The following is a 25,935-nucleotide window of genomic DNA, read 5'->3' on the forward strand; positions in this document are numbered from 1 at the left end:
TGCAAGATGTTTTGGTGTTCAGGCCTTGCGGAGCATTTTCCACGCGCCCGAGACGATCAGCGCTGCGATCATCGCCTTGACCGTGTCACCGATCAGGAAAGGCCCCATGAACCACGCCCAGATCTTGTCCCAGCCAATACCGACCCAGCCGCCTTCGATGCCGAAGGACGACGCGACTGCCATCGGCCAGATCACGCCAGGGATATAAACGAGCGCCGAGGCGATCACCGCCGCGACGGCCGTGCCCACGAAGCCTTTCGCCAGACCCCTTTCAGCCGCCCAGCCAGCCGCATAGGCCACGGCGACGAAGCCGATCAGGAACCCTGCGGTCGGGCCGGCGAAGGCCGCCGCACCCAGCGCGGTCGTCGGTGTGAAGACGGGCAGCCCCGAAAGACCGGCGGCAAGATAGGTCATCACCGTGCTGGCCCCCAGTTTGGAGCCGTACGCAAACCCGACCAGCAGGATGGCAAGCATCTGAAGGGTCATCGGCACGGGGAGCATCGGGACGCTGATTTGCGCGGCGATAGCGATGAACGCAGCGCCACCAAGAAACATCAGCGCCTTGCGCAAAAGGCCATCAGTGCCGAAAGCGGCTTGGGACAGGGTCATGTCACGGGTCATGGAAGCGATCCTTGTTTGTCTGTGATTGCTTTTGTGTTTTCTGGGTATTGGGTCGAAAGTCAAGCAGCCTACGCCCGGCTGCGGCGTGATTTCCTGCCTCTTGCCTTGGGCCAGCCGATCCGCCAAAAGGCGCCATGGCATACGATCTGACCGACAAAATCGCGCTTGTCACCGGCGCTTCCCGTGGCCTTGGCTTTGCCGTGGCAGAGGCCCTTGCCGAACGTGGCGCGCATGTGATCGCCCTGGCGCGCACCGTCGGCGCGCTGGAAGAGCTTGACGACCGGATCAAGGCAAAGGGCGGGTCCGCCACGCTTGCCCCGATCGACCTGACCAAGGACGAGGCGGTTGCCGGGATCTGTCGTGCGATCTACGACCGCTGGGGGCGCATTGACGTGCTGGTACACACCGCTGTGCATGCGCCGTCGTTGTCCCCCGCGGACCACGCCGCGGCCAAGGACTTCACGAAAACCTTTGCGACCAATGCTGAAGCCACCTTGCGCGTGATCCGAATGGTCGCGCCACTGCTTCAAGCTGCAAAGAACGGCCGGGCGGTTTTCTGCGACGATCCGTGCGACGGGGACAAGTTTTTCGCGCTCTACGGCGCGTCGAAAGCTGCAGCGCGCGCAATGGTGCAAAGCTGGGCTGCAGAAACCGCGCGCACGGGCCCGAACGTGTCGCTTTTCACGCCAAACCCGATGCCGACTGCGACCCGCGCACGGTTCTTTCCCGGCGAAGATCGCAGCGGTTTGGCAAGCCCGGATGAAGAAGCCGCCCGCCTCCTGGATACGCTCTAGGCGCTACTCCATCACGTAGAAGAACTCTTCGCGGGCGATCTTGTCGTCCTTGACCGTGTAGATCGCGACCTCTTCCATCGGGATCTCTTTGCCGCTGGCTTTCTCTCGCATCACGGACTTGAAGATCAACGCGAAGCGGTCGTCGCCGTGCAGATGCGGGCCTTCTATGGTGCCGGAGACATACTCCATCTCAGAGTCCCACCATTCGTGCTTGGCACGGATCGCATCCAGCCCCACCGCTTCGGCACTGTCGGTACCGGGCATTGGTCCGGCCTCCACGGACACGCAGTCCTGCGCGTAGTGATCGCGCAGCAGATCGTAGGTTTTGTTGGTGTCATTGGCCGTCTTCACGGCCATGGCCATTTCCATCAATGTCATAACGCTGTCCTCGGTAAATGTTCTATTAATGTTCTTATCGTGACTGAGTCGCTGAAATCGGTCAACAGAACTCGCAATTGCACGCGACATACCGCTGGCTTATATGCCGCCCATGCTGGACCGCACACACAATCGCCCCGACCTGCCGCCCGAGATCGGGCGCCGCCGCACCTTTGCGATCATCTCGCATCCGGATGCGGGCAAGACGACCCTGACGGAGAAGTTCCTGCTCTACGGGGGCGCCATCCAGATGGCCGGTCAGGTGCGCGCAAAGGGCGAGGCACGGCGCACGCGCTCGGACTTCCTGGCGATGGAAAAGGATCGAGGTATCTCGGTCAGCGCGTCGGCGATGTCGTTTGATTACAAGGACTTCCGCTTCAATCTGGTGGACACACCCGGCCACTCGGATTTTTCCGAGGACACGTATCGCACGCTCACCGCCGTGGACGCCGCGGTGATGGTGATCGACGGCGCAAAGGGTGTGGAAAGCCAGACCCAGAAACTTTTTGAGGTTTGCCGCCTGCGCGATCTGCCGATCCTGACCTTCTGCAACAAGATGGACCGTGAAAGCCGGGACGTGTTCGACATCATCGACGAGATCCAGGAGAACCTCGCGATCGATGTCACCCCTGCAAGCTGGCCCATCGGGATGGGGCGCGATTTTCTGGGATGCTACGACCTGTTGCGCGACCGGCTGGAGCTGATGGACCGCGCCGACCGCAACAAGGTGGCCGAGAGCATCGAAATCAAGGGCCTCGACGATCCGAAACTCGCCGAGCACGTTCCGGCGGACCTGCTGGAGAAGTTCCTCGAAGAGGTCGAAATGGCGCGCGAGCTGTTGCCGCCGCTGGATGTTCAGGCCCTGCGCGACGGCACGCTGACGCCGATCTGGTTCGGCTCCGCCATCAACTCGTTCGGGGTGAAGGAGCTGATGGACGGGATTGGCGATTTCGGCCCGGAACCGCAACCGCAGGCGGCTGAGCCGCGCCAGATTTCGCCAGACGAGTCAAAGGTTTCCGGCTTTGTCTTCAAAGTTCAGGCGAACATGGACCCAAAGCACCGCGACCGCGTCGCGTTCGTGCGCCTATGCTCGGGCCACTTCAACCGGGGCATGAAACTCACCCACGTACGGTCGAAGAAACCCATGGCGATCACCAACCCGGTGCTGTTTCTGGCCGCCGACCGGGAATTGGCCGAGGAGGCCTGGGCAGGCGATATCATCGGCATTCCGAACCACGGGCAGTTGCGCATCGGCGATGCGCTGACCGAGGGCGAGGCACTCAAGGTCTCGGGCATTCCGTCCTTCGCGCCTGAATTGTTGCAATCGGCACGCGCGGGCGACCCGATGAAAGCCAAGCACCTGGAAAAGGCGTTGATGCAGTTTGCCGAGGAAGGGGCCGCCAAGGTTTTCAAACCAGCCATCGGGTCAGGCTTTATCGTGGGCGTCGTCGGACAGTTGCAGTTCGAAGTTCTGGCCAGCCGGATCGAGCTTGAGTACGGCCTGCCCGTTCGGTTCGAGTCTAGCCAGTTCACCTCCGCGCGCTGGATCTCGGGCGACAAGGCTGGCGTCGACAAGCTGGAAGCCGCAAACAAGCAGCACATCGCGCACGACCATGACGGCGACCCGGTGTTTCTGACCCGCCTCCAGTGGGATATCGACCGGATCGAGCGCGACTACCCGGATGTAAAGCTGAGCGCCACCAAGGAAATGATGGTGTAGAAGGCGGGGCAGACCGGCCCCGCCCCCCACGCTCACTCGGCTGACAGAAGCTCGGGGACATGCAGGCGGATGATCTCGTTGCTGTCCGCGACCCCCAATTGGCGCCCGGCGCTGAACGGCAGGTTGTTGTCGTTCGAGATCAGAATGTGCTCGTCCCCGTCGCGGATTACCGACTCGATCGTCACAAACGGAAACACGAAGCGTCCATCCGGAATGTCACCATCCGTAGGCAGGCGAGACAGGCCGTCGGGGTCGGCGATATCCATCAGGTCGATCTGCGCAACGCGGCGTACGAAGCCGTCATCCCCGATCTGCGCGGTGTCGATCAGGGTAACGCGTTTGACTTCCGCCGGGCGCTCGAAGCAGCCATCTGTCTGGCCTTCGGCGCACGCGAGGCTCGGGTGCCCCTGCCCGCCGTCGCGTTCAATGACAAGCGCACGCGTATCGTCGATGAAGTTGAAGTCGCCGATCGCGACGGCCCCGTCGGTCAGCGCGAACTTGAAGCTCTCTCCGGTCCATGCGCGGGTGGCAGGATCGAATGCCAGAACGCGCAAAAAGCTGCCCTCGCTCTCGCCGGTTTCGGCCAGAAGCGGCTTTTCGAGCATTCCCCAAAGCGTGCCGTCGGGGGCCAGCGCAAGGCCCTCGTACCCGCCTGAGCGTGGCAGGGTCCAATCGGTGCCCGCCTCCGCCGGAATACGCAGAGCCGGATGGTCCGGCGACCGGATCTCCGCCCCGTCCAGCAGGGTCGGGAAAACGCCCGTCACCACGCCGTCCAGCGTCGCTTCGATCAGGTAGGGGCCGAACTCCTCGCCGATATAGACGCGCTCGCCCACGACCTGAATGCCTTCGAGATCGAAATCCGCTCCAGTCAGATAGCGGGCTTCCGTTGCCTCATGGGTGATGCGAAACGGGACAAGGCGATTGGGATCGCTGAGCCAGATACGGTCCTCAAGTGTGACGGTTCCAGCGTCGAAATCAGTGGAAATGCGGGTAAAAGACAAAAGCGCATCTGACGAGTTCGCCTTCGATCCGAACCCGTTGTCGATCAACGCGATCAGGGTGCCATCTGCCCCGCGCTGAGCCGCAAAACCGGAAAACCCCTGGACAGGCTGGCCGAAAAACGGGCGCATCAGGCCGTTTGCCTCGATGCTTTGCGGGGTGTTGACCGGTGCCGCGCCATTGGTGAAGCGGCCTGAAACAAACGTCTCGCGCGGGGCATCGGTGGGCGGGGCGGAGAAACTGAACGCAGGCATCGCGGCATGACCAGCAAGGGTCGCCGGGACCATGTCTTGTGCGTGGGCGGCGGTGCCCAGCATTGCGCAGAATGCCATTGGAAAGAGGTGTCGTGTCATGAAATACGTCCCTGTCTGTGCAGTTTGCGGAAAACTCCGCGCCCGCAGCGTGGGCAGCGCACAACACAATCGCGCAAAGCGGATGTAACGGCTGTGCAAAACCTGCTGCGGCAGTGCGGCATTTGACCCGGAGGTCTGTCTCCGCTATGTGACACCGCAACCCATCCGGGGTTGCCGCACGCGGGACGCGTGGAAGTCTGCGTCCCTTCTTTTCAACGGCTTGGCGCCGTCATCTGGGATGCACATGATCAAATTTTCCGACCTGAACCTCGATCCGAAGGTTCTCAAGGCCATCGATGAAGCCGGGTATGAAACCCCCACACCGATCCAGGCAGGCGCAATTCCGCCGGCACTAGAAGGGCGCGACGTTCTGGGGATCGCCCAAACCGGGACAGGTAAAACTGCAAGCTTCACGCTGCCGACCATCACCATGCTGCGCAAGGGACGGGCGCGCGCGCGCATGCCGCGCAGCCTTGTGCTATGTCCGACGCGGGAACTGGCCGCGCAGGTGGCAGAGAATTTCGACATCTATGCCAAGTATACGAAGCTGACCAAGGCGCTTCTGATCGGCGGCGTGTCCTTCAAGGAACAGGATCTGCTGATCGACAAGGGCGTGGACGTGCTGATCGCCACCCCGGGTCGTCTGCTGGACCATTTCGAGCGGGGCAAGCTGATCCTGACGGATGTCAAGGTCATGGTCGTGGACGAGGCCGACCGGATGCTCGACATGGGCTTTATCCCGGATATCGAGAAGATCTTTCAACTGACGCCGTTTACGCGACAGACGTTATTCTTCTCCGCCACGATGGCCCCTGAGATTGAACGGATCACCAACACTTTCCTCAGCAACCCCGAACGGATCGAGGTGGCGCGCCAGTCCACCACGTCCGAGACGATCACGCAGGGGCTGGCCTATTTCAAACCGTCGCGCCGCGACCGGGCCACGCAGTTCAAGGAAAAGCGCCACATGTTGCGCGCGCTGATCGAGCGTGAGGGCGAGGCGTGTACCAACGCGATCATCTTCTGTAACCGCAAGATGGACGTGGATGTGGTGGCGAAATCACTTATCGCCCATGGCTACAACGCCGCGCCGATCCACGGCGATCTGGAACAGAGCCAGCGCACACGCACCCTCGATGGGTTCCGCGATGGCTCGATCCGGTTCCTTGTCGCCTCGGATGTGGCGGCACGGGGGCTCGATATCCCGAATGTCAGCCATGTGTTCAACTTCGACGTTCCCAGCCATTCGGAAGACTATGTGCACCGTATCGGACGCACCGGACGCGCGGGGCGAAAGGGCACGGCCTTTACGCTGGCCGTTCCGGCCGATGACAAGTTGCTGGCCGGTGTCGAAGGTCTGATCCAGACGGAAATCCCGCGCGTGGAGGTCGAGGATCTGATCAAGACCGAAGAGGTATCGAAACCGCGCCGTGGCAAGGCGGCAAAACCTGATGACCGGCCCGCACGCAAGCCGCGCGAAACCGCCAAGGCCACCAGCACGGATCCGTCTGTCCCCGTCGAGACCGCCTCCGAGGACCAGCAGAGCAAACGCCCCCGCAAGGAGCGCGGCGGGCGCGGACGGGGCCGTGACCGCGACTCCGGCCCGCAGCAGGTAGGCCTTGGCGACCATGTGCCCGACTTCATCCTGCGCAGTTTTGCAGAGCGCGCTGCCGGATAGACCGCCACATCCTTGCCAATGGAAAACGGGCGCCTGATCAGGCGCCCGCTTTTGTTGAATGCCGTTGTTTTCTCGCCTCTAGACGCAACACCGCATCGCAGGGGCTCACTCCGCCACGAGTCTTGAGATCAGCACCGTCACCTCGGGCCGTTTCCCGATTTCGGTTTGGCACAAGTGGCGCACGACACGGGTAATCTCCTGCTCCAAACGCCCGTCATCATTGATCGTCTTGCGCTCCGCCCGGGCAAGGAACTGACCGACATCGTATTCGATCAATTCCCGCAGGTCGCTGCGGGAGGCCCCGCGCTCGGGCAGGCCGCGGGTGTCCGCCCAGGCCTCTTCGATGGCTTCGTCGCCTTCGTCGATGATGACGGCAACCACCACATACCCGTTCAGGGCAAGGCGGATGCGGTCGCGGATCACGCCGTCAAATGCGCCAACCAATGCCGCGCCGTCCAGATAGGTACGCCCGGCTTCGACATAGTCCGTCACGCCAGGATTGTTGCCGGACAGGGTCACCACCGACCCGTTGGGTGCGATGAGCCCCTTGCGCCCCTGCCCTTCGGCGAGCCGCGCATGGGCGCGCAGGTGCCGATGCTCTCCGTGCATGGGCAGAACAATCTGCGGGTTCAGGATGCGGTGCACTTCCAGCAGGTCGGGTCGGTTCGCGTGGCCGGACACATGATAACGGCCACCTTCGTCGTCGACGATATCGACACCCTTTTCACTGAGCGCGTTCATGATCGACGCGACGGCCTTTTCATTGCCCGGGATCGTCTTGGAGGAAAAAAGGAACAGGTCCCCCTCTCCGATCTCGAACCCGAGGTACTTGCCCCGCGCCAACTGCGCTGAGGCCGCGCGCCGTTCGCCCTGCGATCCGGTGACGATCAGCATCAGGTTTTCGCGCGGGATGTCGGCTGCCGCTTCCGGCGCAACCGTGGGCGGGAAATCGGTCAGCACCCCGGATTCGACCCCAGCAGTGACCATCCGTTTCATGGCCCGCCCCAGCAGAACGACCGATCGTCCCGCAGCATGCCCTGCCTCCGCCAGCGACTTCAGGCGCGCAATGTTGGAGGCGAACGTGGTCGCGACAACCATGCCCTTGGCCTCTGCCACAAGCGGCTTCAGTTCCGGCGCTATATCGCTTTCGGACCGCCCCGGATTCGGCGAAAAGACGTTCGTGCTGTCGCAGGTCACGGCCAGCACCCCCGCCTTGCCGACGCTGGCCCACAAATCCGGATCCCACGCCTCTCCGACGATCGGGTTGGGGTCCAGTTTGAAATCGCCCGAATGTACGATCCGGCCAGCGGGCGTGTCGATGACCAGCGCCGCTGCCTCGGGGATGGAATGCGACACGGGCAGGAATCCGACCGTGAACGGACCGGCTTGGACCGTGTCAGGCCATGTTCCGGCGATGCGAACAGCCTCGGGATCCTGGCCTTTCTCTTCCATCTTGCGCGCGGCAATGTTCGCGGTGAACGGGCGCGCATAAACGGGGGCCTTCAGGCGGTGGTGGTGGATGCCGACCGCGCCGACGTGATCCTCGTGCGCGTGGGTCACGAAAATTGCCTCAAGCTGGTCCGCGCGGTCCGCCAGCCAAGAAATATCCGCCGTGATCAGATCAACGCCCGGGGTCGTGTCCATATCCGGAAACGCCACGCCCAGATCGACGAGGATCAGGCGTTCGCGCCCTTCCTCCCCGTAGCCGTACACATACGCATTCATCCCGATCTCGCCCGCGCCTCCGAGGGGGAGATAAATCAGCCGCTCTGCCATTCATGTCTCTCTGTTATAGGCATGGATACGGACGAGGCCCTGCATCGTCAGGTCGTCCACCCACGCATCAAATAGTTCGGCCCCTTGCGCAAACAGGGGGGCCAGACCTCCGGTGGAGATCACTTTCATTGGTTTGCCGCGTTCCTGCTTGATCCGGTCGCAGACTTCGCGGATCAGCCCGACATAGCCCCAGAACACGCCGGACTGCATGCAGGCAACCGTGTTGGTGCCGATCACACGGTCGGGTTTGGACACATCCACATGCGGCAGGGCGGCGGCGGCGTTGTGCAGCGCCTCGAGGCTCAGGTTGACACCCGGCGCGATCACGCCTCCGATATAGGCGCCGTCATCGTCCACCACGTCAAAGGTCGTGGCCGTGCCGAAATCCACGACGATCAGATCGCCGCCAAATTTCTCGAAGCCCGCTACCGTGTTGACCAGCCGGTCGGGCCCCACTTGCGTACCCGCATCGACCCGGACATCCACCGGCAGAGCGCATTCGGGTTTTCCGACGACCAGAGGGCGCGTGTTGAAATACCGGTCGCACAGAACGCGCAGGTTGAACACCACCCTTGGCACGGTGGACGAGATGATGACATCTGTAATGTCCACCTGAATGTCGTTGAACTTCATCAGCGTCGACAGCCAGACATAGTACTGGTCCGCCGTGCGCGTGTGTTCGGTCGCCGTGCGCCAGACGGATACGAACTCCGTCCCGTCATGGATCGCAAAGACCGTGTTGGTGTTGCCGCAGTCGATGGCCAGTAGCATAAGGGGGCCTCAGAAGAAGACGTCAGCGGCCGGAAGCGAAATCCGCCCGTCTGCCGTCTTTAGGACAAGCGCGCCCTGTTCGTCCACCGTCTCGAACGTCCCGTAATGCGCATGTTGCATTGTGCGCGCCCTGATGGGCTCGCCGATGCGCGCGGCCACGCTCAGCCACGCGCTCCGGATCGGGCCGAACCCATAGGTGGCGAACTGCGCTTCGCGTTGCGCAAAGGCTGGTGCAAGCAGGTCGAGGAACCCTTCCGGCTGCACGCGCACGCCGGTTTCCGCCAACACACTGACCGGGCGCAGCGCCCCGTCCTCCACCACATCGGCAGGTGGCGCTGCGACAAGGTTCACGCCGATACCGATTGCCATGTGGCTGATCGTGCCCGCGGCCCCCGTGCTTTCCAGCAGAATGCCCGCGACCTTGCCCCCATTGAGCAGAACATCGTTGGGCCACTTCAGCGTGAAGGCCTCGGCGCGCCCCGTGGCAAGTATGAACGCGTCGCGCAAGGCCAGCGCTGCCACGAAGGAGCGCAGAGCAACCTGCTCGGGTGACTCGCTAGGGCGCATGACAAGTGTGGCTGCGAAGTTTCCGGCAGGGTTTTCCCACACGCGCCCGCGACGCCCACGGGCTGCCGTCTGGTGCAGGCCCAATATCCACGTGGGACCGGTCAGATGAGAGGCGATGCGCGCGGCTTCGGCGTTGGTGCTGTCGACCTCCGCCAGCACCCGTTTTGCGACACCGTCCGGCCAGCTCAGATCAGTTGACAAGCGCTTCCGCCGCCGCCATCGCCGAGCCTTCGACCCCAAAGAACCCGGCCACCCCAACCAGCATGATAATGGCGGAGGCCATCATGAACCCATACTGGATCGGCGGCATCTTGGCCTCAAGCACCTCACCTTCGGCACCGAAGTACATGTAATAGACGATGCGCAGGTAGTAGAACGCACCGATCACGGAGGCGACCACACCGGCAATCGCCAGCCAGGTCAGGCCGGCATCCACCGCCGCCAGCAGCACGCCGAACTTCGCGAAAAACCCAACAAGCGGCGGGATGCCCGCAAGACTGAACATCAGGATCAGCAGCGCGATGGCCTTGCCCGGCTCTCGGCTGGAAAACTGGTTGAGTGACGCAATCGAAGTGACCGGCTGCCCGTCTCGTTCCATCGACAGGATAAAGGCGAAGGTTCCGATATTCATGGTCACATAGATCGCCATGTAGATCAGCATGGATTGCACGCCATCGACCGTTCCTGATGCCAGCCCCATCAGCGCATACCCCATATGTGCGATCGAGGAATAGGCCATCAGGCGTTTGATATCCGTCTGCCCGATGGCTGCAATCGCACCAAGAAACATGGACACGACTGACAGGAAGGCGATGATCTGCTGCCAATCGCCGACCGAGTTTCCGAACGCATCATGCACGACCCGGGCGAACAGGCACATGGCCGCAACCTTTGGCGCTGTTGCGAAGAATGCCGTCACCGGCGTTGGCGAGCCCTCGTAGACATCCGGGGTCCACATATGGAACGGCGCGGCGGAGACCTTGAACGCCAGTCCCGCCATCAGGAACACCAGCCCGAACAACAGCCCGATGGAAATTTCACCCTCGGATGCCGCTCCGATCACGCCGGAAAAGAGCGTGGTGCCCGTGTAGCCGTAGACCAGCGAGGCCCCGTAAAGCAGCATTCCCGAGCTCAGCGCCCCAAGCACGAAATATTTCAGTCCGGCCTCTGTCGACCGCGTGTCATCGCGGTGCATGGCCGCCACCACGTAGAGGGACAGCGATTGCAGCTCCAGCCCCATATAGAGCGCCATCAGATCCCCGGCGGAGACCATCATCATCATCCCCACCGCCGCGAGGCTTAGCAGCATCGGGTATTCGAACTTCAGGATGCCAATCTTTGCCATGTATTCCTGGCTCATCAGCAGCACGGCGGCGGCGGACAGCAGGATGGTGATCTTGGCGAAGCGCGAGAAACTGTCATCGACGAACATGCCGCCGAAGGCGAGGCTCGACCCCGACCCGTTCACACCAATCCAGAACGCCAGCGCGACGAACACGGCAGCAGTGATCCAGACCAGCACCGGGGCGGTCCGGTCCTTGCCGGTCCACACGCCGAACATCAGGCCCGTCATGGCGAACAGTGCCAGAACGATCTCGGGCAGCACGATAGAGATGTCTTGGGAAATCATATGCCTACCCTCAAAGCCCGGCGGCGGCGTGCAGCGTGTCGGGAACGAACCCTTCCACCGCAGCCGAATAGCCGGTCAGAAGCCCCTCGACCGAGGGACCGATGATATCTGTGACAAGGCTGGGATAAACCCCCAGCAGAATGGTCATGACGATCAGCGGCGCAAAGAGTGCCCGTTCGCGCGGCGTCACGTCCGTGATGGTCTTGAGGCTCTCCTTGATCAGGTCGCCAAAGACCACGCGCCGATAGAGCCACAACGCATAGCCCGCCGACAGGATCACGCCCGACGTCGCAAACAGCGCCACCCAGGTGTTGGCCTGGAACACGCCGACCAGCGTCAGGAATTCGCCCACGAAACCGGAGGTGCCCGGCAATCCGACATTGGCCATCGTGAACAGCATGAAGATCAGCGCATAGGCCGGCATCCGATTGACCAGACCACCATAGGCGTCGATCTCTCGGGTGTGCATCCGGTCATAGATCACGCCCACGCAGAGAAAGAGCGCGCCGGAGATGAACCCGTGGCTGATCATCTGGAAGATCGCGCCATCCACGCCCTGCTGGTTCGCCGCAAAGATGCCCATGGTCACGAACCCCATATGCGCGACGGAGGAATAGGCGATCAGCTTCTTCATGTCGTGCTGCACAAGGGCCACCAGCGAGGTGTATACAATCGCAATCGCCGACATCCACAGGACGAGCGGTGCAAGGATATCGGAGGCAACCGGGAACATCGGCAGGCTGAACCGCAGGAACCCGTACCCGCCCATCTTCAGCAGGATGGCCGCCAGAACTACAGAGCCCGCCGTAGGTGCCTGCACGTGCGCGTCCGGCAACCAGGTATGAACCGGCCACATCGGCATCTTGACCGCAAAGGATGCAAAGAACGCCAGCCACAGCAGGACCTGCAATCCGCCAACGATGTGGAAGCCCATCAGCTCGATCGTACCGGTCGAGAACTGGTGGTTCAGCAGCGTCGGAATATCCGTCGTGCCTGCATCCACGTACATCGCGATCATCGCGACCAGCATCAGCAGGGAGCCGAGCAACGTATAGAGGAAGAACTTGAACGAGGCATAGATCCGGTTCGCCCCGCCCCAGATGCCAATGATCAGGAACATCGGGATCAGGCCCGCCTCGAAGAAGACGTAGAACAGGACCATGTCCAGCGCGCAGAACACGCCGAGCATCAGCGTCTCCAGCACGAGGAAGGCGATCATGTAATCCTTCACCCGCGTCTCGACGGTCCAGCAAGCCCCGATGGTGATCGGCATCAGGAACGTTGTCAGCAGCACGAACAGGATGGAGATGCCGTCCACGCCCATCTTGTAGGTCAGACCGAACACCCAGGGCCGTTCCTCGACAAACTGAAAGCCGGTGTTCTGGGGGTCGAACTCGAACAGCAGGATCAGCGACAACAGGAAGGTCGCGGAGGTCGCGATCAGCGCCAGCCACTTGGCGTTGCGCTGCGCTGCCGGATCGTCACCGCGCAGAAAGACCGCAAGGATCAGCGCCGCAAGCGCCGGTGTGAAGGTGATGATGGAAAGCAGGTTGTCCATTACTCAGCCCCTCCGCCGATCATCATCCACGTGACAAGGATCGTGATCCCCAACACCATCGCGAATGCATAGTGGAACAGGTACCCGGATTGCGCGCGTCCCGCGAGCTTGGTGATGAAGGGAATGATCCCCATCGTCAGTCCGTTGATGCCACCATCGATAGTTGCGCCGTCCCCCCACTTCCAGAAAAAGCGGCCAATGGCGCGGGCCGGGCGGACAAAGACGACCTCGTAGATCTCGTCGAAGTACCACTTGTTGTAGATGAAGTTGTAGACGGGCCAGAGCGTCTCGGCCAGCTTACCCGGAAGCTGCGGGGACCGGATATAGAACACGAACGCCGTCGCAAGACCGATCAGCATAGCGACGAAGGGCGACAGTTTCACCCAGGTCGGAACGTAATGCGCCTCGTGCAGAGTCGTGTTCTCGGGCGCGATGTAAATCGCGGCATCGCCCGGCGCGCCATCCATGACATATTTCAGCTCGGACGCCTTGGGGCTACGTTCGGCGACCGTTTCGACCAGTTCGATGCTCGGCTTAGTGTATTCTCCGCCGAAGAACTTCACGACCTCGTTGGTTTTGCCGAAAAAGCTGCCATACCAGATCGCACCGGCCAGCACCGAGCCCACGGCCAGCACGCCAAGCGGGATCAACATGACCTTGGGGCTTTCATGGGCGTGCTCGTGCGTGTGCTTGTCGCCCCGCTCGGTGCCATAGAACGTCAGGAACATCAGCCGCCAGCTGTAGAAACTGGTGAAGAGGGCTGCGATGACCAGCATCCAGAACGCGTACATCGAGGCCGCGTTGGTGCCCGCAAACGCGCTTTCGATCACCGCGTCCTTGGAGGCAAAGCCTGCAAAGCCGATCCAGCCGGTCAGCGGAATACCGACACCGGTAATGGCCAGTGTCCCGATCATCATGGCCCAGAAGGTATAGGGGATCTTCTTGCGCAGGTTGCCGTAGTTGCGCATGTCCTGCTCGTGATGCATCGCGTGGATGACCGAGCCCGCGCCAAGGAAGAGCATCGCCTTGAAGAAGGCGTGGGTAAGCAGGTGGAACATCGCAACCGAATAGACCCCAACCCCGGCGGCCACGAACATGTAGCCAAGCTGCGAGCAGGTCGAATAGGCAATCACGCGCTTGATGTCGTTTTGGACCAGACCGACCGTCGCGGCGAAAAACGCGGTGGAGGCACCAACGAAGGTCACGAACGTCATCGCGCCCGGAGCAAACTCCATCACCGGCGACATCCGGCACACCAGGAACACACCCGCCGTTACCATGGTTGCCGCATGGATCAGCGCGGATACAGGCGTCGGGCCCTCCATCGCGTCCGGCAACCATGTGTGCAGGAACAACTGCGCCGATTTCCCCATCGCGCCAATGAAGAGCAGGAAGGCGATCAGCTCAAGTGCGGGCCAGTCGCGCCACAGGAAGGTCAGAGTTGCCTCCTGATGGTCCGCCACCTCCGCGAAAATGGTAGAAAACTGAACCGAGTCAAACACCAGATAGATCGCAAAGATGCCCAACAGGAACCCGAAATCCCCGACGCGGTTGACGATGAACGCCTTCATCGCGGCAGCGCCGGCTGACGGCTTGCGCCAATAGAACCCGATCAGCAGGTAGGAGGCGACGCCTACGCCCTCCCATCCGAAGAACATCTGGATCAGGTTGTCCGCTGTCACCAGCATCAGCATGGTGAAGGTAAAGAAGCTCAGATACGCGAAAAAGCGCGGCTTATAGGTCTCGCCTTCGCGCCATTGCGGGTCGTGGTCCATGTACCCGAACGAATAGAGGTGCACGAGACTGGACACGGTCGTCACCACGATCAGCATGATCGCCGTCATCCGGTCCATCCGGATCGCCCAGTCGGCGGCCATGCTGCCGCTTTCGATCCAGCGCAGGACCTGAATTTGCTCTGTCACGCCATCGAAAGTCAGGAAAACGAACCAGGACAGGACGGCGGACAGGAACAAGAGCCCCGTGGCCACCCACATCGCGGCTGTCTCACCAATGAACTTCCAGCCGAACCCGCAGATCAGCGCGCCAACCAGAGGGGCAAAGAGGATGATGCTTTCCATGTGCTCAGCCCTTCATGTTCGAGACGTCTTCGACCGCGATCGTGCCACGGTTGCGGAAGAAGCAGACAAGGATCGCAAGGCCGATCGCGGCCTCTGCCGCGGCCACGGTCAGCACGAACAGGGTGAAGACCTGCCCGACCAGATCCCCGAGGAAGGCTGAGAAGGCGACCAGATTGATGTTCACCGCGAGCAGCATCAGTTCGATGGACATCAGGATCACGATGACATTCTTCCGGTTCAGGAAAATGCCGAAGATCCCGATGACGAACAGCGCTGCGGCCACCGTCAGGTAATGCTCAAGTCCGATCATGTCGTCCCTCCGAGGTCTCTACCCCGTGTGTGTCGTTCTTCCGTCTCGCAGCGCCAGTCTGATGCCGGCGTTCCGCAGTCTTCAAACCGGGCGGGTCAGAGCCCCTGCCCCGGCTTCACATCTTTCAGTTCCATCGCCTTTGCCGGGTCGCGGTACATCTGTGCCAGCACGTCCTGGCGCTTCACATCCACGCGGTGGCGCAGTGTCAGCATGATCGCACCGATCATCGCGACCAGCAGGATCAGCCCCGACAGTTGGAAAAGCAGCGCGTAGTCATCGTAGATCAGCAGGCCTAGGGCGGCCGTGTTCTGCACTTCGTTCAGATCCGGCGCGACCGCGCCGCGTTGCGCAAGTGCTTCCTCTGAGAAGGTCCAATTGCCGAAAACCATGCCGAGTTGCATCAGCAGGATCACACCGATCAGCGCAGCGAGCGGGATGTAGTTCGCCATTTCCGCCTTCAGTTCGGCGAAATCCACGTCCAGCATCATCACGACGAACAGGAACAGCACGGCGACCGCGCCCACATAGACGATAATCAGCAGCATCGCGACAAATTCCGCCCCGAGCAGCACGAACAGGCCCGCCGAGGACAGGAATGCAAGGATCAGCCACAACACCGAATGGACGGGGTTGCGGGCCAGCGTGACGAACAGACCCGCTGTCACGACCGTGATCGCAAAGATGTAGAAGGTGAAGTCCGCGATGGTCATTGCGGGTCCTCCGGCTTGTCTTCCAGAACCTCTCCGGCCAATTCCATGGCCTTGGTCATCGCCGGAATGCCCGAGAACATCGCGACCTGTCCGATGGCTTCGGCGATCTCCTGTTTCGTGGCGCCCGCTTCGACCAGATGGCGCACGGTCATGCGGATCTGCGCCTCGGCCTGCGCGCCATGCATGGTCAGGCCGGCCAGCGTGATCAGAAGCCGCGTCTTGGCATCGAGCCCGCCGGGGTTGAAGGTCTGGCCCATCATCGCTTCCATCACCTCGGCAGGGACGGTCGGCCAGAGTTTTTCGAAGCCCTTGGGCGTGAAATTCTCAAGTGCAGGGTTCAGGGCCTTGGCCCACGCCTGGCTCTGTTCCATGAACATCGAGAACGGGTTGGCGTTGTTTTGATCACTCATCGGTAGGGCGCATCCAGTTCAAGGTTGCGGGCAATCTCGGCTTCCCACCGGGCGCCGTTTTCCAGCAGCTTGTCCTTGTCGTAGAACAGCTCTTCACGGGTTTCTGTGGCGAACTCGAAATTCGGACCCTCGACGATTGCATCGACCGGGCAAGCTTCCTGGCAGAAGCCGCAATAGATGCATTTCGTCATGTCGATGTCGTAGCGCGTGGTGCGGCGGCTGCCGTCCTCGCGCGGTTCGGCATCGATGGTGATGGCTTGCGCGGGGCAGATCGCCTCGCACAGCTTGCAGGCTATGCAGCGTTCTTCGCCATTGGGATAGCGGCGCAGGGCATGTTCACCCCGAAACCGAGGGCTGAGCGGCCCTTTCTCATGCGGGTAAGCAATCGTGGCCTTGGGCGCAAAGAAGTACTTCAGGCCGAGCTTGAACCCGGCAAAGAAATCCGCCAGCAGGAAGTATTTGGCCGCGCGTGTGTAGTCGATCTGCGTCATCGGTTAACCCCCAATCGCCCAACGGGCATAGGCCCCACCGAACAGTTCGAACTTGGCCAGGAACGCGACGATCACGACCCACGCAAGACTGAAGGGCAGGAACACCTTCCATCCAAGCCGCATCAACTGGTCGTAGCGATACCGGGGCACGATCGCCTTCACCATGGCAAAGAGGAAGAAGAAGAACGCCATCTTCGCGACCATCCAGAGCGCCCCATCGGGCAGGCCCGGAATGGGCGACAGCCAACCGCCGAAGAACAGCAAGGTCATCAGCGCGCACATCAGGAAGATGGCAATGTATTCACCCGCCATGAACAGCAGGAACGGGGTGGAACTGTATTCCACCTGATAGCCCGCCACGAGCTCCGATTCAGCCTCCGGCAGGTCGAACGGCGGGCGGTTGGTCTCGGCCAGCGCCGAGATGAAGAACAGGAACACCATCGGCAAGTGCGGCAGCCAGTACCAGTTGAAAAAGCCCAGATTGCCGTCCTGCGCGTTCACGATGTCACCGAAATTCATCGACCCGGTGGAGATGATCACGCCGATGATGATCAGGCCAATCGACACCTCGTAGGAGATCATCTGAGCCGCAGAGCGCAGCGAGCCGAGGAACGGATATTTGGAGTTCGACGCCCATCCGCCCATGATCACGCCGTACACCTCCAGCGACGAGATCGCGAAGACATAGAGGATGGCAACGTTGATGTCCGACAGCACCCATGTGTCGTTGAACGGGATCACCGCCCATGCGAGCAGCGCCAGCACAAAACTGGTCATCGGGGCAAGCATGAAGACCGGCTTGTCGGCGCCCGCGGGCACGACGACCTCTTTGACCACGTATTTCAGCGCGTCGGCGACGGTTTGCAGCAGACCAAAGGCTCCGACCACGTTCGGCCCGCGCCGCATCTGCACGGCCGCCCAGATTTTCCGGTCACCGTAGACCAGAAACAGCAACGAGACCATCACGAAGGCCACGACCGCAAGGCACTGGGCCACAATGATGAGCGCGATGCCCGGGGTGGTCGAAAAGAAGTCAGCCATGTTTCCTCACATCGCCCTTTTGGTCCGGGGGCCCTGGGGCAGGCCCGCGCATCCGGTGTCGTTCCATCCCTGCCCGCGCAAGGTGCGGGAAAGGCCAGTCTTTCGACGGCTCAACGCGCCTTGGATAAACCCCAAAAGGCCTGCGTTGACCATCCCTAGGGCCCGGGTTGTGCGCACTTGTCGCGCATCCTGAGCCGTTCTTTTCCCGTCACCCGAAATCTGTGATCACAAATCCGGCTTTGGGCGTGCGCGCGCCGGTCTGGAGGCGCGCGCCCAAGGCTACTCCGCCGCGATCGGCGTTTCGCCTCGGCCCTGCGCCATCGCGCTCAGCTCTGCCATCAGGCTGGACGCGCGGGCAATGGGGTTCGTCAGGTAGAAATCCGCTGTCGAGCTGCGGAAATCAGCACTTGCAGGAGCCTTGACCGGCAAGGGTTGCCAGTCATTTTCAGGCACCGCGTCGATCTGTTTCAGATGCGGCACCTCGGCCACGAGCGCCTGACGCAATTGCGCAAGACTGTCATATGGCAAGGTCTTGCCGAGCTCCGCGGACAGCGCCCGCAGGATCGCCCAGTTTTCCTTGGCCTCGCCGGGTGCGAACCCGGCGCGGAGCGCGAGCTGCGGGCGGCCTTCGGTATTGACGAACAGGCCTTGTTCCTCGGTATAGGCGGCACCCGGCAGGATGATGTCGGCGCGGTGCGCGCCCCGGTCCCCATGGCTGCCCTGATAGATCACGACAGCGCCGGGATCGATGTCCAACTCATCCGCGCCGAGATTGTAGATCACCTCCGCCCCCTCGACCGCGGCCTTGAGGCCACCTTCGGTGACAGCCCCGATATCCAGAGCGCCAACGCGGGCGGCTGCCGTGTGGAGCACCAACATCTTGCCGCCCATTTTTTCGGTCAGGGCCATGACCTGGCTCAGCACTGCCTCGCCATCGGCCTCCGTCAAGGCGCCCTGCCCGACAATGACCACAACGTTCTTGCCATCGAGCGTTTCGGCATCCGCGACAAGCTGAACCAGCGTGTCGCGCCCGGTGCCCAGATGATCCGTGTCGTAGGTCAGGTCGATATCTTCGCCGATCACCGAAACCTCTGCGCCGTTGATCCAGGCCTGTCGGATGCGCGCGTTCAGAACCGGGGCTTCGGTCCGCAGGTTGGTTCCGACCAGAACCACGTGGTCTGCGGCATCAATATCCTCGATTGCGGCTGTGCCGACATAGCCCGACCGGTTGCCCGCCGGCAGCTTCGCGCCATCGGTCCGGCATTCAACGGAACCTCCAAGGCTTTCGACCAGTTGCTTGAGCGCAAACACAGCCTCAACCGGCACCAGATCGCCGACCAGACCGGCAACCTTTTTTCCTTGCATCGCTGCGGCGGCAGCCGACAGCGCCTCCCCCCAGCTTGCGGGCTTCAGCTTGCCATCGACGCGCACGTAGGGCTTGTCCAGCCGCTGGCGGCGCAGGCCGTCCCAGACGAAGCGCGTCTTGTCGGAAATCCATTCCTCGTTCACGCCGTCATGGTTGCGCGGCAGGATGCGCATCACTTCGCGCCCCTTCGTATCGACGCGGATGTTGGCGCCCATCGCATCCATCACGTCGATGGTTTCGGTCTTGGTCAGTTCCCAGGGCCGCGCGGTGAACGCATACGGCTTGGAGACCAGCGCGCCCACCGGGCACAGGTCGATGATATTGCCCTGCAGGTTCGATTGCAGCGTCTGGTTCAGATAGGACGTGATCTCGCTATCCTCGCCCCGGCCGGTCTGGCCCATCTGGGTAATGCCCGCCACTTCGGACGTGAATCGCACGCAGCGGGTGCAGGAAATACAGCGCGTCATGTGGGTTTCCACCAGCGGGCCGAGGTTCAACTCTGTCGCTGCGCGCTTGGGTTCGCGGTAGCGGCTGAAATCCACACCGTAGGCCATCGCCTGATCCTGCAGGTCACACTCGCCGCCCTGATCGCAGATCGGGCAATCCAGCGGGTGATTGATCAGCAGGAATTCCATCACGCCTTCGCGGGCCTTCTTGACCATCGGCGAATTGGTCTTGACCACGGGTGGCTGACCTTCGGGTCCGGGGCGCAAGTCCTTGACCTGCATCGCGCAGGACGCCGCAGGCTTGGGCGGACCGCCAACGACTTCGACCAGACACATCCGGCAGTTGCCCGCGATACTGAGCCGCTCGTGATAGCAGAAGCGCGGCACCTCGATCCCGGCCTCTTCACAGGCCTGAATCAGGGTCATCGCCCCGTCCACTTCGATCTCTTTGCCGTCGATGACGATCTTCTTCAGATCCGACATGAGGTTACTCCGCCGCTACGGGCGCACAGGCGTGGGATTTCCACATGTGCGCCTCTTTCAGATATGACCAGCCAAACGCATGGTCGCTGTCTCCGTGGGTCTTCAGATGGTCCAGACGCACCAGCGCCTCTTCCAGTGTCGGTTGATGGCCGACCGGAACCCACCACATCGCAAAATGCATCTCGCCAAGCACTTTGAACCATTCTGTCCGCCGGGCGTAGAACTGCTTGTGGATCGTACCCCAGACAAAGGTCTCAAGGCTCGAGACGTCTTCCCAGACGGTCAGGTTCGAGACGAACCGCGGATCGCCCGCGATCTTGGCCTCGGTGTTGCCTGTCCCCGGCTCACCCGAGCCTTCCATCATCCAGACGAAGCCCGGCATGCGCTTGCCTAGACCATTGACCTTGTCGAGCGCGTTCATGAACTCCGCCACACGCGGACTATCGGTATCGGCAACGAGCCGACCGATATTGACCTGCGCCAGATGAAACCCCGAAGGCGTGCTCATCGCGGCGCCTCCATCAGGAGCGAGCCGATCAGGGTTTCCTGCGAAATCTCCGATGCCGCTGCACCGCACACGGCCTCAGACCCTGCGCCCTCGATCGGGTAGCGGGCCAGGAAATCGCGCTGCATCGCGCCGAACGTGGCGCTGGGATCAATCATCTGGTTGAACGGCGTCTCGGTACTGAAGCCGTCCTCTTCCAGTTGCGCCTCCAGCATGGTCATGCGTTCCTGAATGGCGCCGAAATTGATGCCGACCTGCCCGCATCCCTGCGCGAGCGCCTCCGCCATGGTCACAGCGAACACGGTCTCGGTGTAATAGGCAGGCGCGGGACGCAGGTCAGCGGCCTGCGCCGTCGCGGTCATCACGACAAGTGATATGAGCGCTGCCCGGATCACTCCGCCGCCATCGCTGCGGTCACGCGACCGGTTTTTTGTGCCTTGATGCGATCCTCGATCTCATCGCGGAAGTTCCGGATCAGGCCTTGGATGGGCCAGGCCGCGGCGTCGCCAAGGGCGCAGATCGTGTGGCCTTCGACCTGTTTGGTCACGTCGAAGAGCATATCGATCTCCTCAACCTCCGCCTCGCCGCGTACCAGACGGTCCATGACGCGCATCATCCAGCCGGTGCCTTCGCGACACGGGGTGCATTGCCCGCAGCTTTCGTGCTTGTAGAATTTCGACAGCCGCCAGATCGCCTTGATGATGTCGGTGTCCTTGTCCATCACGATCACCGCAGCGGTGCCGAGACCGGAGCCCAGCTCCCCGCGCAGGTAGTCGAAATCCATGATCGCGTCGCGCATGTTTTCGCCGCGCACGCACGGAACGGACGACCCGCCGGGGATCACGGCCTTGAGGTTGTCCCACCCGCCGCGAATGCCGCCGCAATGCTTGTCGATCAATTCACCGAACGGGATGCTCATCGCCTCTTCGACGACGCAGGGGTGGTTCACGTGTCCGGAGACCGCGAAAAGTTTCGTACCCGCGTTGTTTGGACGCCCGAATTGTGCGAACCAATCCGCGCCCCGGCGCAGGATCGTGGGCACAACGGCGATGGATTCCACGTTGTTCACCGTGGTCGGGCAACCATAGAGGCCCGCGCCTGCCGGGAACGGCGGTTTCATGCGCGGCATGCCCTTCTTGCCTTCAAGGCTTTCGATCAACGCGGTTTCCTCGCCGCAGATATAGGCACCCGCACCGTGCGCGAGGTACAGGTCGAAATCCCAGCCCGACCCTGCAGCGTTCTTGCCCAGAAGGCCTGCGTCATATGCCTCGTCGATTGCAGCCTGCAACGCTTCACGCTCGCGAATGTACTCGCCGCGAATGTAGATGTAGCTGGCATGCGCGCCCATCGCGAAGGACGCGATAAGGCACCCTTCGATCAGCGTGTGCGGATCATGGCGCATGATCTCGCGGTCCTTGCAGGTCCCGGGCTCCGACTCGTCTGCATTGACCACCAGATAGCTGGGACGGCCATCGCTTTCCTTGGGCATGAAGGACCACTTCAGGCCCGTCGGGAAGCCCGCGCCGCCGCGCCCGCGCAGCCCGCTGTCCTTCATGATCTTGACGATCTCGTCGCGACCCATCTGGATCAGCTTGGACGTTCCGTCCCAATGGCCGCGCTTTTGTGCGCCTGCCAGAGTGCGGTCATGCATCCCGTAGATATTGGTAAAGATCCGGTCCTGATCTTGCAGCATCTGTCACTCCTTTGACTGGCGCGAAAGCCAGAGCCTGATACCGACGACCAGCGCCCAGAAGAACGCGGCCAGTGCGGCGAAATCGAACAGGAACACGTACCGGACCGGGAGGCCCATTTCACGCCCTGCAAAGTTTGCCCCGATCCAGAGGACCATCGTCGCCGCCACCACAATCGCCGCTGTGCGGGCTTGCATGACGCGGGCGTGGTCCTGCGGATCGGTGCCTTTCATCCTGTGACCCTAGTAAACGTCGCCATCTTCGACGCGCTTGGAGAACGCCGTGTCCCCCCCGCTTGCCAGGGTTTTTGCTTGTGCGACCCATTCGTCGCGGGTCGCACGGCCTTTGAAGCCCTCGAGGTTCTGATCGACCCAGTCCACATCCGACGCGGACCAGTTCGCGATCTGATCGAAATGGTAGAAACCGAGGGAATGCAGCAGTTGTTCGAGTTTGGGTCCGACGCCCTTGATCTTCTTGAGGTCATCAGCTCCGCCATCGCGGGGTGCGGACAGGCTTTCGGGCTTGCCGGACGGGGCCGAGGCCGCCGGGGCCGCATCGCCGTTTTCATACTTCCAGCTGCCCTTGCGCGACGCGAGTTCCGCCTCGCCTGCCAATGCCGCGCTGGCGGCAACCTTGGGCCCATGATCGGCCTTGGGGGCAGGCTCAGGCTCGGACGCGGGTTTCGCGGGGGCTTTTGCAGCCGGGGCCTCCGCCACGGGCGCGGCAGCGACGGGCGCCGGCTTTGCCGGAACGGTTGCGCCGCCCTGAACGCGGGCACGCGCTTCGGCCATATCCGCCTCGAGTTTGGTACGGGCTTCCGCCGGGCTCGGCATTTTCTTGTCCACGCTGCACACGGCAACGGACAGCACGCCTCCGACGATCAACCAGGCCAGCACGCCCATGAAGGCGCCTTGCAGGAATGACCAGCCCACGACCATCAATCCAGCCGTGGTCATGATGCCCAACAAGACACCGATCCCCCAGCAGATCACTGCGCAGGTGTAGTCCGATTTCTGAGTAGCCATACCAAATCTCCCCGTTCGTTAGGACGTTTCTCAGTAAACATCCCCTTTTGTAACGCGCGATGAAAATTCTGTCTCGCCCCCAGTTGCGAGCACCTTGGCCTGAGAAATCCATTCATCCCGGCTGGCGCGGCCCTTGAAGCCTTCGAGGTTGTCATCGACCCAGGCCAGTTCGGCATCGGTCCAAGCGGCGATCTGGTCGAAATGGTAAATGCCCATGGCGTTCAGGACCCCTTCGAGCTTGGGCCCGACCCCCTTGATCTTTTTCAGATCATCGGGGCCGCCGTCGCGCGCGGCCTGCAACATGGCGGGCTGCGCACCGGCGGACGGGGCTGCGGCTCCGTATTTCCACGTGCCCTTGCGCGTGGCCAGGTCCGCCTGACCGGGCAAAACCGCGCTCGGCTTCACTTTCGGAGCCTCCGCTGGAGTTTCCGGCGCCGCGACTACGGGCGCCGGCGTGTCCGGCTGGGGCGCCTCCGCTTTCGGGGCGGCGGCCTTGTTCGCGGGCTTCACCTTCGGCAGATCCGCATCCTTGCCCAACCACGGCGCGGTCAGCGGCACCTCTGTCCCGTCGATGCGCTTGATCGTGTCTTGCAAGTCCACCGCCAATCGCACAGACGCATTGTACGCATCCTTGCCCGCCTCATACTCCTTGAGGCTGGTCAGCCCGCCGAGCGGTTCGGACGTGTACCGCCCGTTCTGCGGGCCCGGGACAGGCACCTCGCCCGCCGCCATCCGGTCAAGCAATCCTGCGAAGCTGTCGGCGGTCAGATCCTCATAATAGTCCTTGCCGATCTGCGCCATCGGCGCGTTCGCACAAGACCCCAGGCACTCGACCTCTTCCCAGCTGAACTTGCCATCGGCGCTGAGCTCATGGGCGTTGGGGGCGATCTTTTCCTTGCAGACTGCGACCAGGTCCTCGGCCCCGCAGATCATGCAGGACGTCGTTCCGCAAATCTGGATATGAGCAACAGACCCAACGGGTTGCAGCTGAAACATGAAGTAAAACGTCGCCACTTCGAGCGCCCGGATATAGGCCATATCCAGCATCTCGGCGACGTATTCGATGGCGGGACGGGTCAACCACCCCTCCTGCTCCTGTGCGCGCCACAGGATCGGGATGATCGCGCTGGCCTGACGGCCTTCGGGATACTTGGTGATCTGCGTCTCGGCCCACGCCTGGTTTTCCGGCGTGAAGGCGAAGCTGTCGGGTTGTTCGGCGTGAAGACGGCGGAGCATCCGTTACACCCTTTCGTTCTGGCCGAAAGCGCGGGTGCCTCCGGCGGGAGTATTTTGGCAAAGAAGAAGACACGCGCGCATCACCGGTCGATCTCCCCGAAGACCACATCCATCGTGCCGATGATCGCGGCGACGTCGGCCAACTGGTGGCCGGAGGCGACATGGTCCATCGATTGCAGGTGCAAAAAGCCGGGGGCGCGCAGCTTGGCGCGGTAAGGGCGGTTGGACCCATCGGCCACCAGGTAGACGCCGAACTCGCCCTTCGGGGCCTCGACCGCGGCGTACACCTCGCCGGCGGGGACGTGGAAGCCTTCGGTGTAAAGCTTGAAGTGATGGATCAGCGCTTCCATAGAGGTTTTCATGTCCGACCGGCTGGGCGGTGTGATCTTGCCGCGCGCCAGTACGTCGCCCGGGGTCTCACGCAGCTTGGCAATGGCCTGCCGGATGATCGACAGGCTCTCATCCATCTCGGCCATTCGGCAGAGGTAGCGATCATAGCAATCGCCGTTCTTGCCAACCGGCACCTTGAACTCGAACTCGTCGTAGCATTCATAGGGCTGGGCGCGCCGCAGGTCCCATGCAAGGCCCGAGCCCCGCGCCATCACGCCGGAATACCCCCAATCGAGGATTTCCTGCTCGGTGATCACACCGATATCGCAGTTGCGCTGCTTGAAGATGCGGTTTTCCGTCAACAGGCCGGAAATATCGTCCAGCACTTTCGGGAATTCATGGCTCCACGCCTCGATATCATCGAGCAACTCCGGCGGCAGGTCCTGATGCACACCGCCGGGGCGGAAGTACGCCGCGTGCAGGCGCGCGCCGCAGGCCCGCTCGTAGAACACCATCAGCTTCTCGCGCTCCTCGAACCCCCAGAGCGGCGGGGTGAGCGCGCCCACATCCATGGCCTGCGTGGTCACGTTCAGCAGATGGTTCAGAATACGCCCGATCTCGGAGTAGAGCACCCGGATCAGCGAGGCGCGGCGCGGCACCTCCACACCGGTCAGTTTCTCGATCGCAAGGCACCAGGCATGTTCCTGGTTCATCGGGGCCACATAATCGAGCCGGTCGAAATACGGCAGGTTTTGCAGGTAGGTCCGGCTTTCCATCAGCTTTTCGGTGCCCCTGTGCAACAGGCCGATATGCGGGTCACACCGCTCCACGATCTCGCCGTCCAGTTCCAGCACCAGACGCAAAACGCCATGTGCGGCCGGGTGTTGCGGTCCGAAATTGATGTTGAAGTTCCGGATTTTCTGCTCGCCGGTCAGGGCGTCTTCAAAATTCGTACCGTCCATCATGGG

The 25,935-nt window shown here is 62.1% G+C and carries 25 protein-coding genes; 3 read left to right on the forward strand and 22 right to left on the reverse strand.

Going from position 1 to position 25,935, the window contains the following annotated elements:
- Positions 1–18: 18 nt before the first annotated feature.
- On the reverse strand, positions 19–621 hold the full coding sequence (locus tag ACP15N_RS02325; RefSeq protein WP_425090603.1) for a biotin transporter BioY: 603 nt from the start codon (positions 619–621) through the stop codon (positions 19–21).
- Between the two features lie 134 nt (positions 622–755).
- Between ACP15N_RS02325 and ACP15N_RS02330 the strand changes: the two genes are divergently transcribed.
- Positions 756–1,415 carry an SDR family NAD(P)-dependent oxidoreductase gene (locus ACP15N_RS02330; RefSeq protein ID WP_425090604.1) on the forward strand — a complete coding sequence of 220 codons (660 nt, stop codon included), beginning with the start codon at positions 756–758 and terminating at the stop codon, positions 1,413–1,415.
- A 3-nt stretch (positions 1,416–1,418) separates the two neighbouring features.
- Here the strand turns inward: ACP15N_RS02330 and ACP15N_RS02335 are convergent, their stop codons facing one another.
- On the reverse strand, positions 1,419–1,793 hold the full coding sequence (locus tag ACP15N_RS02335) for a SnoaL-like domain-containing protein (RefSeq protein ID WP_425090605.1): 375 nt from the start codon (positions 1,791–1,793) through the stop codon (positions 1,419–1,421).
- Between the two features lie 112 nt (positions 1,794–1,905).
- Here ACP15N_RS02335 and ACP15N_RS02340 point away from each other — a divergent pair, with 112 nt between their 5' ends.
- Positions 1,906–3,513 carry a peptide chain release factor 3 gene (locus ACP15N_RS02340; protein ID WP_425090606.1) on the forward strand — a complete coding sequence of 536 codons (1,608 nt, stop codon included), beginning with the start codon at positions 1,906–1,908 and terminating at the stop codon, positions 3,511–3,513.
- A 32-nt stretch (positions 3,514–3,545) separates the two neighbouring features.
- Here the strand turns inward: ACP15N_RS02340 and ACP15N_RS02345 are convergent, their stop codons facing one another.
- Positions 3,546–4,865, reverse strand: coding sequence for an esterase-like activity of phytase family protein (locus ACP15N_RS02345; protein WP_425090607.1), 1,320 nt, complete (start codon positions 4,863–4,865; stop codon positions 3,546–3,548).
- Positions 4,866–5,109: 244 nt separating this feature from the next.
- Between ACP15N_RS02345 and ACP15N_RS02350 the strand changes: the two genes are divergently transcribed.
- Positions 5,110–6,543 carry a DEAD/DEAH box helicase gene (locus ACP15N_RS02350; protein ID WP_425090608.1) on the forward strand — a complete coding sequence of 478 codons (1,434 nt, stop codon included), beginning with the start codon at positions 5,110–5,112 and terminating at the stop codon, positions 6,541–6,543.
- Between the two features lie 105 nt (positions 6,544–6,648).
- Here ACP15N_RS02350 and ACP15N_RS02355 read toward each other — a convergent pair whose 3' ends face one another.
- The 19 genes from ACP15N_RS02355 to ACP15N_RS02445 all read right to left on the reverse strand — a co-directional run bounded on the left by ACP15N_RS02355 (position 6,649) and on the right by ACP15N_RS02445 (position 25,929).
- A complete protein-coding gene (locus ACP15N_RS02355) occupies positions 6,649–8,319 on the reverse strand; it encodes a ribonuclease J (protein WP_425090609.1) in 1,671 nt (556 codons plus the stop codon).
- A complete protein-coding gene (locus ACP15N_RS02360; RefSeq protein WP_425090610.1) occupies positions 8,320–9,090 on the reverse strand; it encodes a type III pantothenate kinase in 771 nt (256 codons plus the stop codon).
- Between the two features lie 9 nt (positions 9,091–9,099).
- Positions 9,100–9,858, reverse strand: a complete 759-nt coding sequence (locus ACP15N_RS02365) for a biotin--[acetyl-CoA-carboxylase] ligase (protein WP_425090611.1) — start codon at positions 9,856–9,858, stop codon at positions 9,100–9,102.
- The gene (gene nuoN / locus ACP15N_RS02370; protein WP_425090612.1) at positions 9,848–11,287 is read right to left on the reverse strand and encodes an NADH-quinone oxidoreductase subunit NuoN; all 1,440 of its coding nucleotides are present in this window, start codon (positions 11,285–11,287) and stop codon (positions 9,848–9,850) included. Before nuoN ends, ACP15N_RS02365 begins: the two co-directional genes overlap by 11 nt.
- A gap of 10 nt (positions 11,288–11,297) precedes the next feature.
- The gene (locus tag ACP15N_RS02375) at positions 11,298–12,845 is read right to left on the reverse strand and encodes an NADH-quinone oxidoreductase subunit M (RefSeq protein ID WP_425090613.1); all 1,548 of its coding nucleotides are present in this window, start codon (positions 12,843–12,845) and stop codon (positions 11,298–11,300) included.
- Entirely contained in the window at positions 12,845–14,923 is a 2,079-nt protein-coding gene (gene nuoL, locus ACP15N_RS02380) for an NADH-quinone oxidoreductase subunit L (protein ID WP_425090614.1), read from the reverse strand. The genes ACP15N_RS02375 and nuoL overlap by 1 nt, the downstream gene beginning before the upstream one ends.
- A 4-nt stretch (positions 14,924–14,927) precedes the next feature.
- Positions 14,928–15,233 (reverse strand): NADH-quinone oxidoreductase subunit NuoK, encoded by a 306-nt coding sequence (gene nuoK, locus ACP15N_RS02385; RefSeq protein WP_012177998.1) that lies wholly within the window; start codon positions 15,231–15,233, stop codon positions 14,928–14,930.
- A 95-nt stretch (positions 15,234–15,328) separates the two neighbouring features.
- On the reverse strand, positions 15,329–15,943 hold the full coding sequence (locus ACP15N_RS02390; protein WP_425090615.1) for an NADH-quinone oxidoreductase subunit J: 615 nt from the start codon (positions 15,941–15,943) through the stop codon (positions 15,329–15,331).
- Positions 15,940–16,353 carry a carboxymuconolactone decarboxylase family protein gene (locus ACP15N_RS02395; RefSeq protein WP_425090616.1) on the reverse strand — a complete coding sequence of 138 codons (414 nt, stop codon included), beginning with the start codon at positions 16,351–16,353 and terminating at the stop codon, positions 15,940–15,942. Before ACP15N_RS02395 ends, ACP15N_RS02390 begins: the two co-directional genes overlap by 4 nt.
- A complete protein-coding gene (gene nuoI, locus ACP15N_RS02400) occupies positions 16,350–16,844 on the reverse strand; it encodes an NADH-quinone oxidoreductase subunit NuoI (protein ID WP_425090617.1) in 495 nt (164 codons plus the stop codon). Before nuoI ends, ACP15N_RS02395 begins: the two co-directional genes overlap by 4 nt.
- Positions 16,845–16,847: 3 nt before the next feature.
- Positions 16,848–17,885, reverse strand: a complete 1,038-nt coding sequence (gene nuoH, locus ACP15N_RS02405; RefSeq protein ID WP_425090618.1) for an NADH-quinone oxidoreductase subunit NuoH — start codon at positions 17,883–17,885, stop codon at positions 16,848–16,850.
- Between the two features lie 279 nt (positions 17,886–18,164).
- On the reverse strand, positions 18,165–20,180 hold the full coding sequence (nuoG, locus tag ACP15N_RS02410) for an NADH-quinone oxidoreductase subunit NuoG (RefSeq protein ID WP_425090619.1): 2,016 nt from the start codon (positions 20,178–20,180) through the stop codon (positions 18,165–18,167).
- A gap of 4 nt (positions 20,181–20,184) precedes the next feature.
- On the reverse strand, positions 20,185–20,688 hold the full coding sequence (locus ACP15N_RS02415; RefSeq protein ID WP_425090620.1) for a DUF3291 domain-containing protein: 504 nt from the start codon (positions 20,686–20,688) through the stop codon (positions 20,185–20,187).
- Complete coding sequence (locus ACP15N_RS02420) at positions 20,685–21,080, reverse strand: DUF5333 family protein (protein ID WP_425090621.1); 396 nt, start codon at positions 21,078–21,080, stop codon at positions 20,685–20,687. Before ACP15N_RS02420 ends, ACP15N_RS02415 begins: the two co-directional genes overlap by 4 nt.
- On the reverse strand, positions 21,077–22,378 hold the full coding sequence (gene nuoF, locus ACP15N_RS02425; protein WP_425090622.1) for an NADH-quinone oxidoreductase subunit NuoF: 1,302 nt from the start codon (positions 22,376–22,378) through the stop codon (positions 21,077–21,079). Before nuoF ends, ACP15N_RS02420 begins: the two co-directional genes overlap by 4 nt.
- Positions 22,379–22,381: 3 nt before the next feature.
- Positions 22,382–22,609 (reverse strand): DUF5337 family protein, encoded by a 228-nt coding sequence (locus ACP15N_RS02430; RefSeq protein WP_425090623.1) that lies wholly within the window; start codon positions 22,607–22,609, stop codon positions 22,382–22,384.
- 9 nt (positions 22,610–22,618) lie between these two features.
- Entirely contained in the window at positions 22,619–23,401 is a 783-nt protein-coding gene (locus ACP15N_RS02435) for an endonuclease (protein WP_425090624.1), read from the reverse strand.
- Positions 23,402–23,431: 30 nt separating this feature from the next.
- A complete protein-coding gene (locus ACP15N_RS02440; RefSeq protein WP_425090625.1) occupies positions 23,432–24,637 on the reverse strand; it encodes an NADH-quinone oxidoreductase subunit E in 1,206 nt (401 codons plus the stop codon).
- A gap of 80 nt (positions 24,638–24,717) precedes the next feature.
- Complete coding sequence (locus tag ACP15N_RS02445; RefSeq protein ID WP_425091594.1) at positions 24,718–25,929, reverse strand: NADH-quinone oxidoreductase subunit D; 1,212 nt, start codon at positions 25,927–25,929, stop codon at positions 24,718–24,720.
- Positions 25,930–25,935 lie beyond the last annotated feature (6 nt).

This window comes from Tropicimonas sp. S265A (assembly GCF_049800835.1).
Lineage (GTDB): Bacteria > Pseudomonadota > Alphaproteobacteria > Rhodobacterales > Rhodobacteraceae > Dinoroseobacter.

Excerpts from the sequence above, each read along its gene's own strand:
- nuoK (WP_012177998.1), bottom strand. The coding sequence starts at position 15,233 with ATGATCGGACTTGAGCATTACCTGACGGTGGCCGCAGCGCTGTTCGTC.
- nuoG (WP_425090619.1), bottom strand. The coding sequence starts at position 20,180 with ATGTCGGATCTGAAGAAGATCGTCATCGACGGCAAAGAGATCGAAGTG.
- ACP15N_RS02440 (WP_425090625.1), bottom strand. The coding sequence starts at position 24,637 with ATGCTCCGCCGTCTTCACGCCGAACAACCCGACAGCTTCGCCTTCACG.
- ACP15N_RS02390 (WP_425090615.1), bottom strand. The coding sequence starts at position 15,943 with ATGACCATCGCGGACTTCACCTTCTACATCTTTGCGATCACGGTCGTG.
- nuoL (WP_425090614.1), bottom strand. The coding sequence starts at position 14,923 with ATGGAAAGCATCATCCTCTTTGCCCCTCTGGTTGGCGCGCTGATCTGC.
- ACP15N_RS02415 (WP_425090620.1), bottom strand. The coding sequence starts at position 20,688 with ATGAGCACGCCTTCGGGGTTTCATCTGGCGCAGGTCAATATCGGTCGG.
- ACP15N_RS02335 (WP_425090605.1), bottom strand. The coding sequence starts at position 1,793 with ATGACATTGATGGAAATGGCCATGGCCGTGAAGACGGCCAATGACACC.
- ACP15N_RS02360 (WP_425090610.1), bottom strand. The coding sequence starts at position 9,090 with ATGCTACTGGCCATCGACTGCGGCAACACCAACACGGTCTTTGCGATC.
- ACP15N_RS02325 (WP_425090603.1), bottom strand. The coding sequence starts at position 621 with ATGACCCGTGACATGACCCTGTCCCAAGCCGCTTTCGGCACTGATGGC.
- ACP15N_RS02445 (WP_425091594.1), bottom strand. The coding sequence starts at position 25,929 with ATGGACGGTACGAATTTTGAAGACGCCCTGACCGGCGAGCAGAAAATC.
- nuoF (WP_425090622.1), bottom strand. The coding sequence starts at position 22,378 with ATGCTGCAAGATCAGGACCGGATCTTTACCAATATCTACGGGATGCAT.
- ACP15N_RS02340 (WP_425090606.1), top strand. The coding sequence starts at position 1,906 with ATGCTGGACCGCACACACAATCGCCCCGACCTGCCGCCCGAGATCGGG.
- nuoN (WP_425090612.1), bottom strand. The coding sequence starts at position 11,287 with ATGATTTCCCAAGACATCTCTATCGTGCTGCCCGAGATCGTTCTGGCA.
- ACP15N_RS02345 (WP_425090607.1), bottom strand. The coding sequence starts at position 4,865 with ATGACACGACACCTCTTTCCAATGGCATTCTGCGCAATGCTGGGCACC.
- ACP15N_RS02395 (WP_425090616.1), bottom strand. The coding sequence starts at position 16,353 with ATGAGTGATCAAAACAACGCCAACCCGTTCTCGATGTTCATGGAACAG.
- ACP15N_RS02430 (WP_425090623.1), bottom strand. The coding sequence starts at position 22,609 with ATGAAAGGCACCGATCCGCAGGACCACGCCCGCGTCATGCAAGCCCGC.
- nuoH (WP_425090618.1), bottom strand. The coding sequence starts at position 17,885 with ATGGCTGACTTCTTTTCGACCACCCCGGGCATCGCGCTCATCATTGTG.
- nuoI (WP_425090617.1), bottom strand. The coding sequence starts at position 16,844 with ATGACGCAGATCGACTACACACGCGCGGCCAAATACTTCCTGCTGGCG.
- ACP15N_RS02330 (WP_425090604.1), top strand. The coding sequence starts at position 756 with ATGGCATACGATCTGACCGACAAAATCGCGCTTGTCACCGGCGCTTCC.
- ACP15N_RS02355 (WP_425090609.1), bottom strand. The coding sequence starts at position 8,319 with ATGGCAGAGCGGCTGATTTATCTCCCCCTCGGAGGCGCGGGCGAGATC.
- ACP15N_RS02350 (WP_425090608.1), top strand. The coding sequence starts at position 5,110 with ATGATCAAATTTTCCGACCTGAACCTCGATCCGAAGGTTCTCAAGGCC.
- ACP15N_RS02435 (WP_425090624.1), bottom strand. The coding sequence starts at position 23,401 with ATGGCTACTCAGAAATCGGACTACACCTGCGCAGTGATCTGCTGGGGG.
- ACP15N_RS02375 (WP_425090613.1), bottom strand. The coding sequence starts at position 12,845 with ATGGACAACCTGCTTTCCATCATCACCTTCACACCGGCGCTTGCGGCG.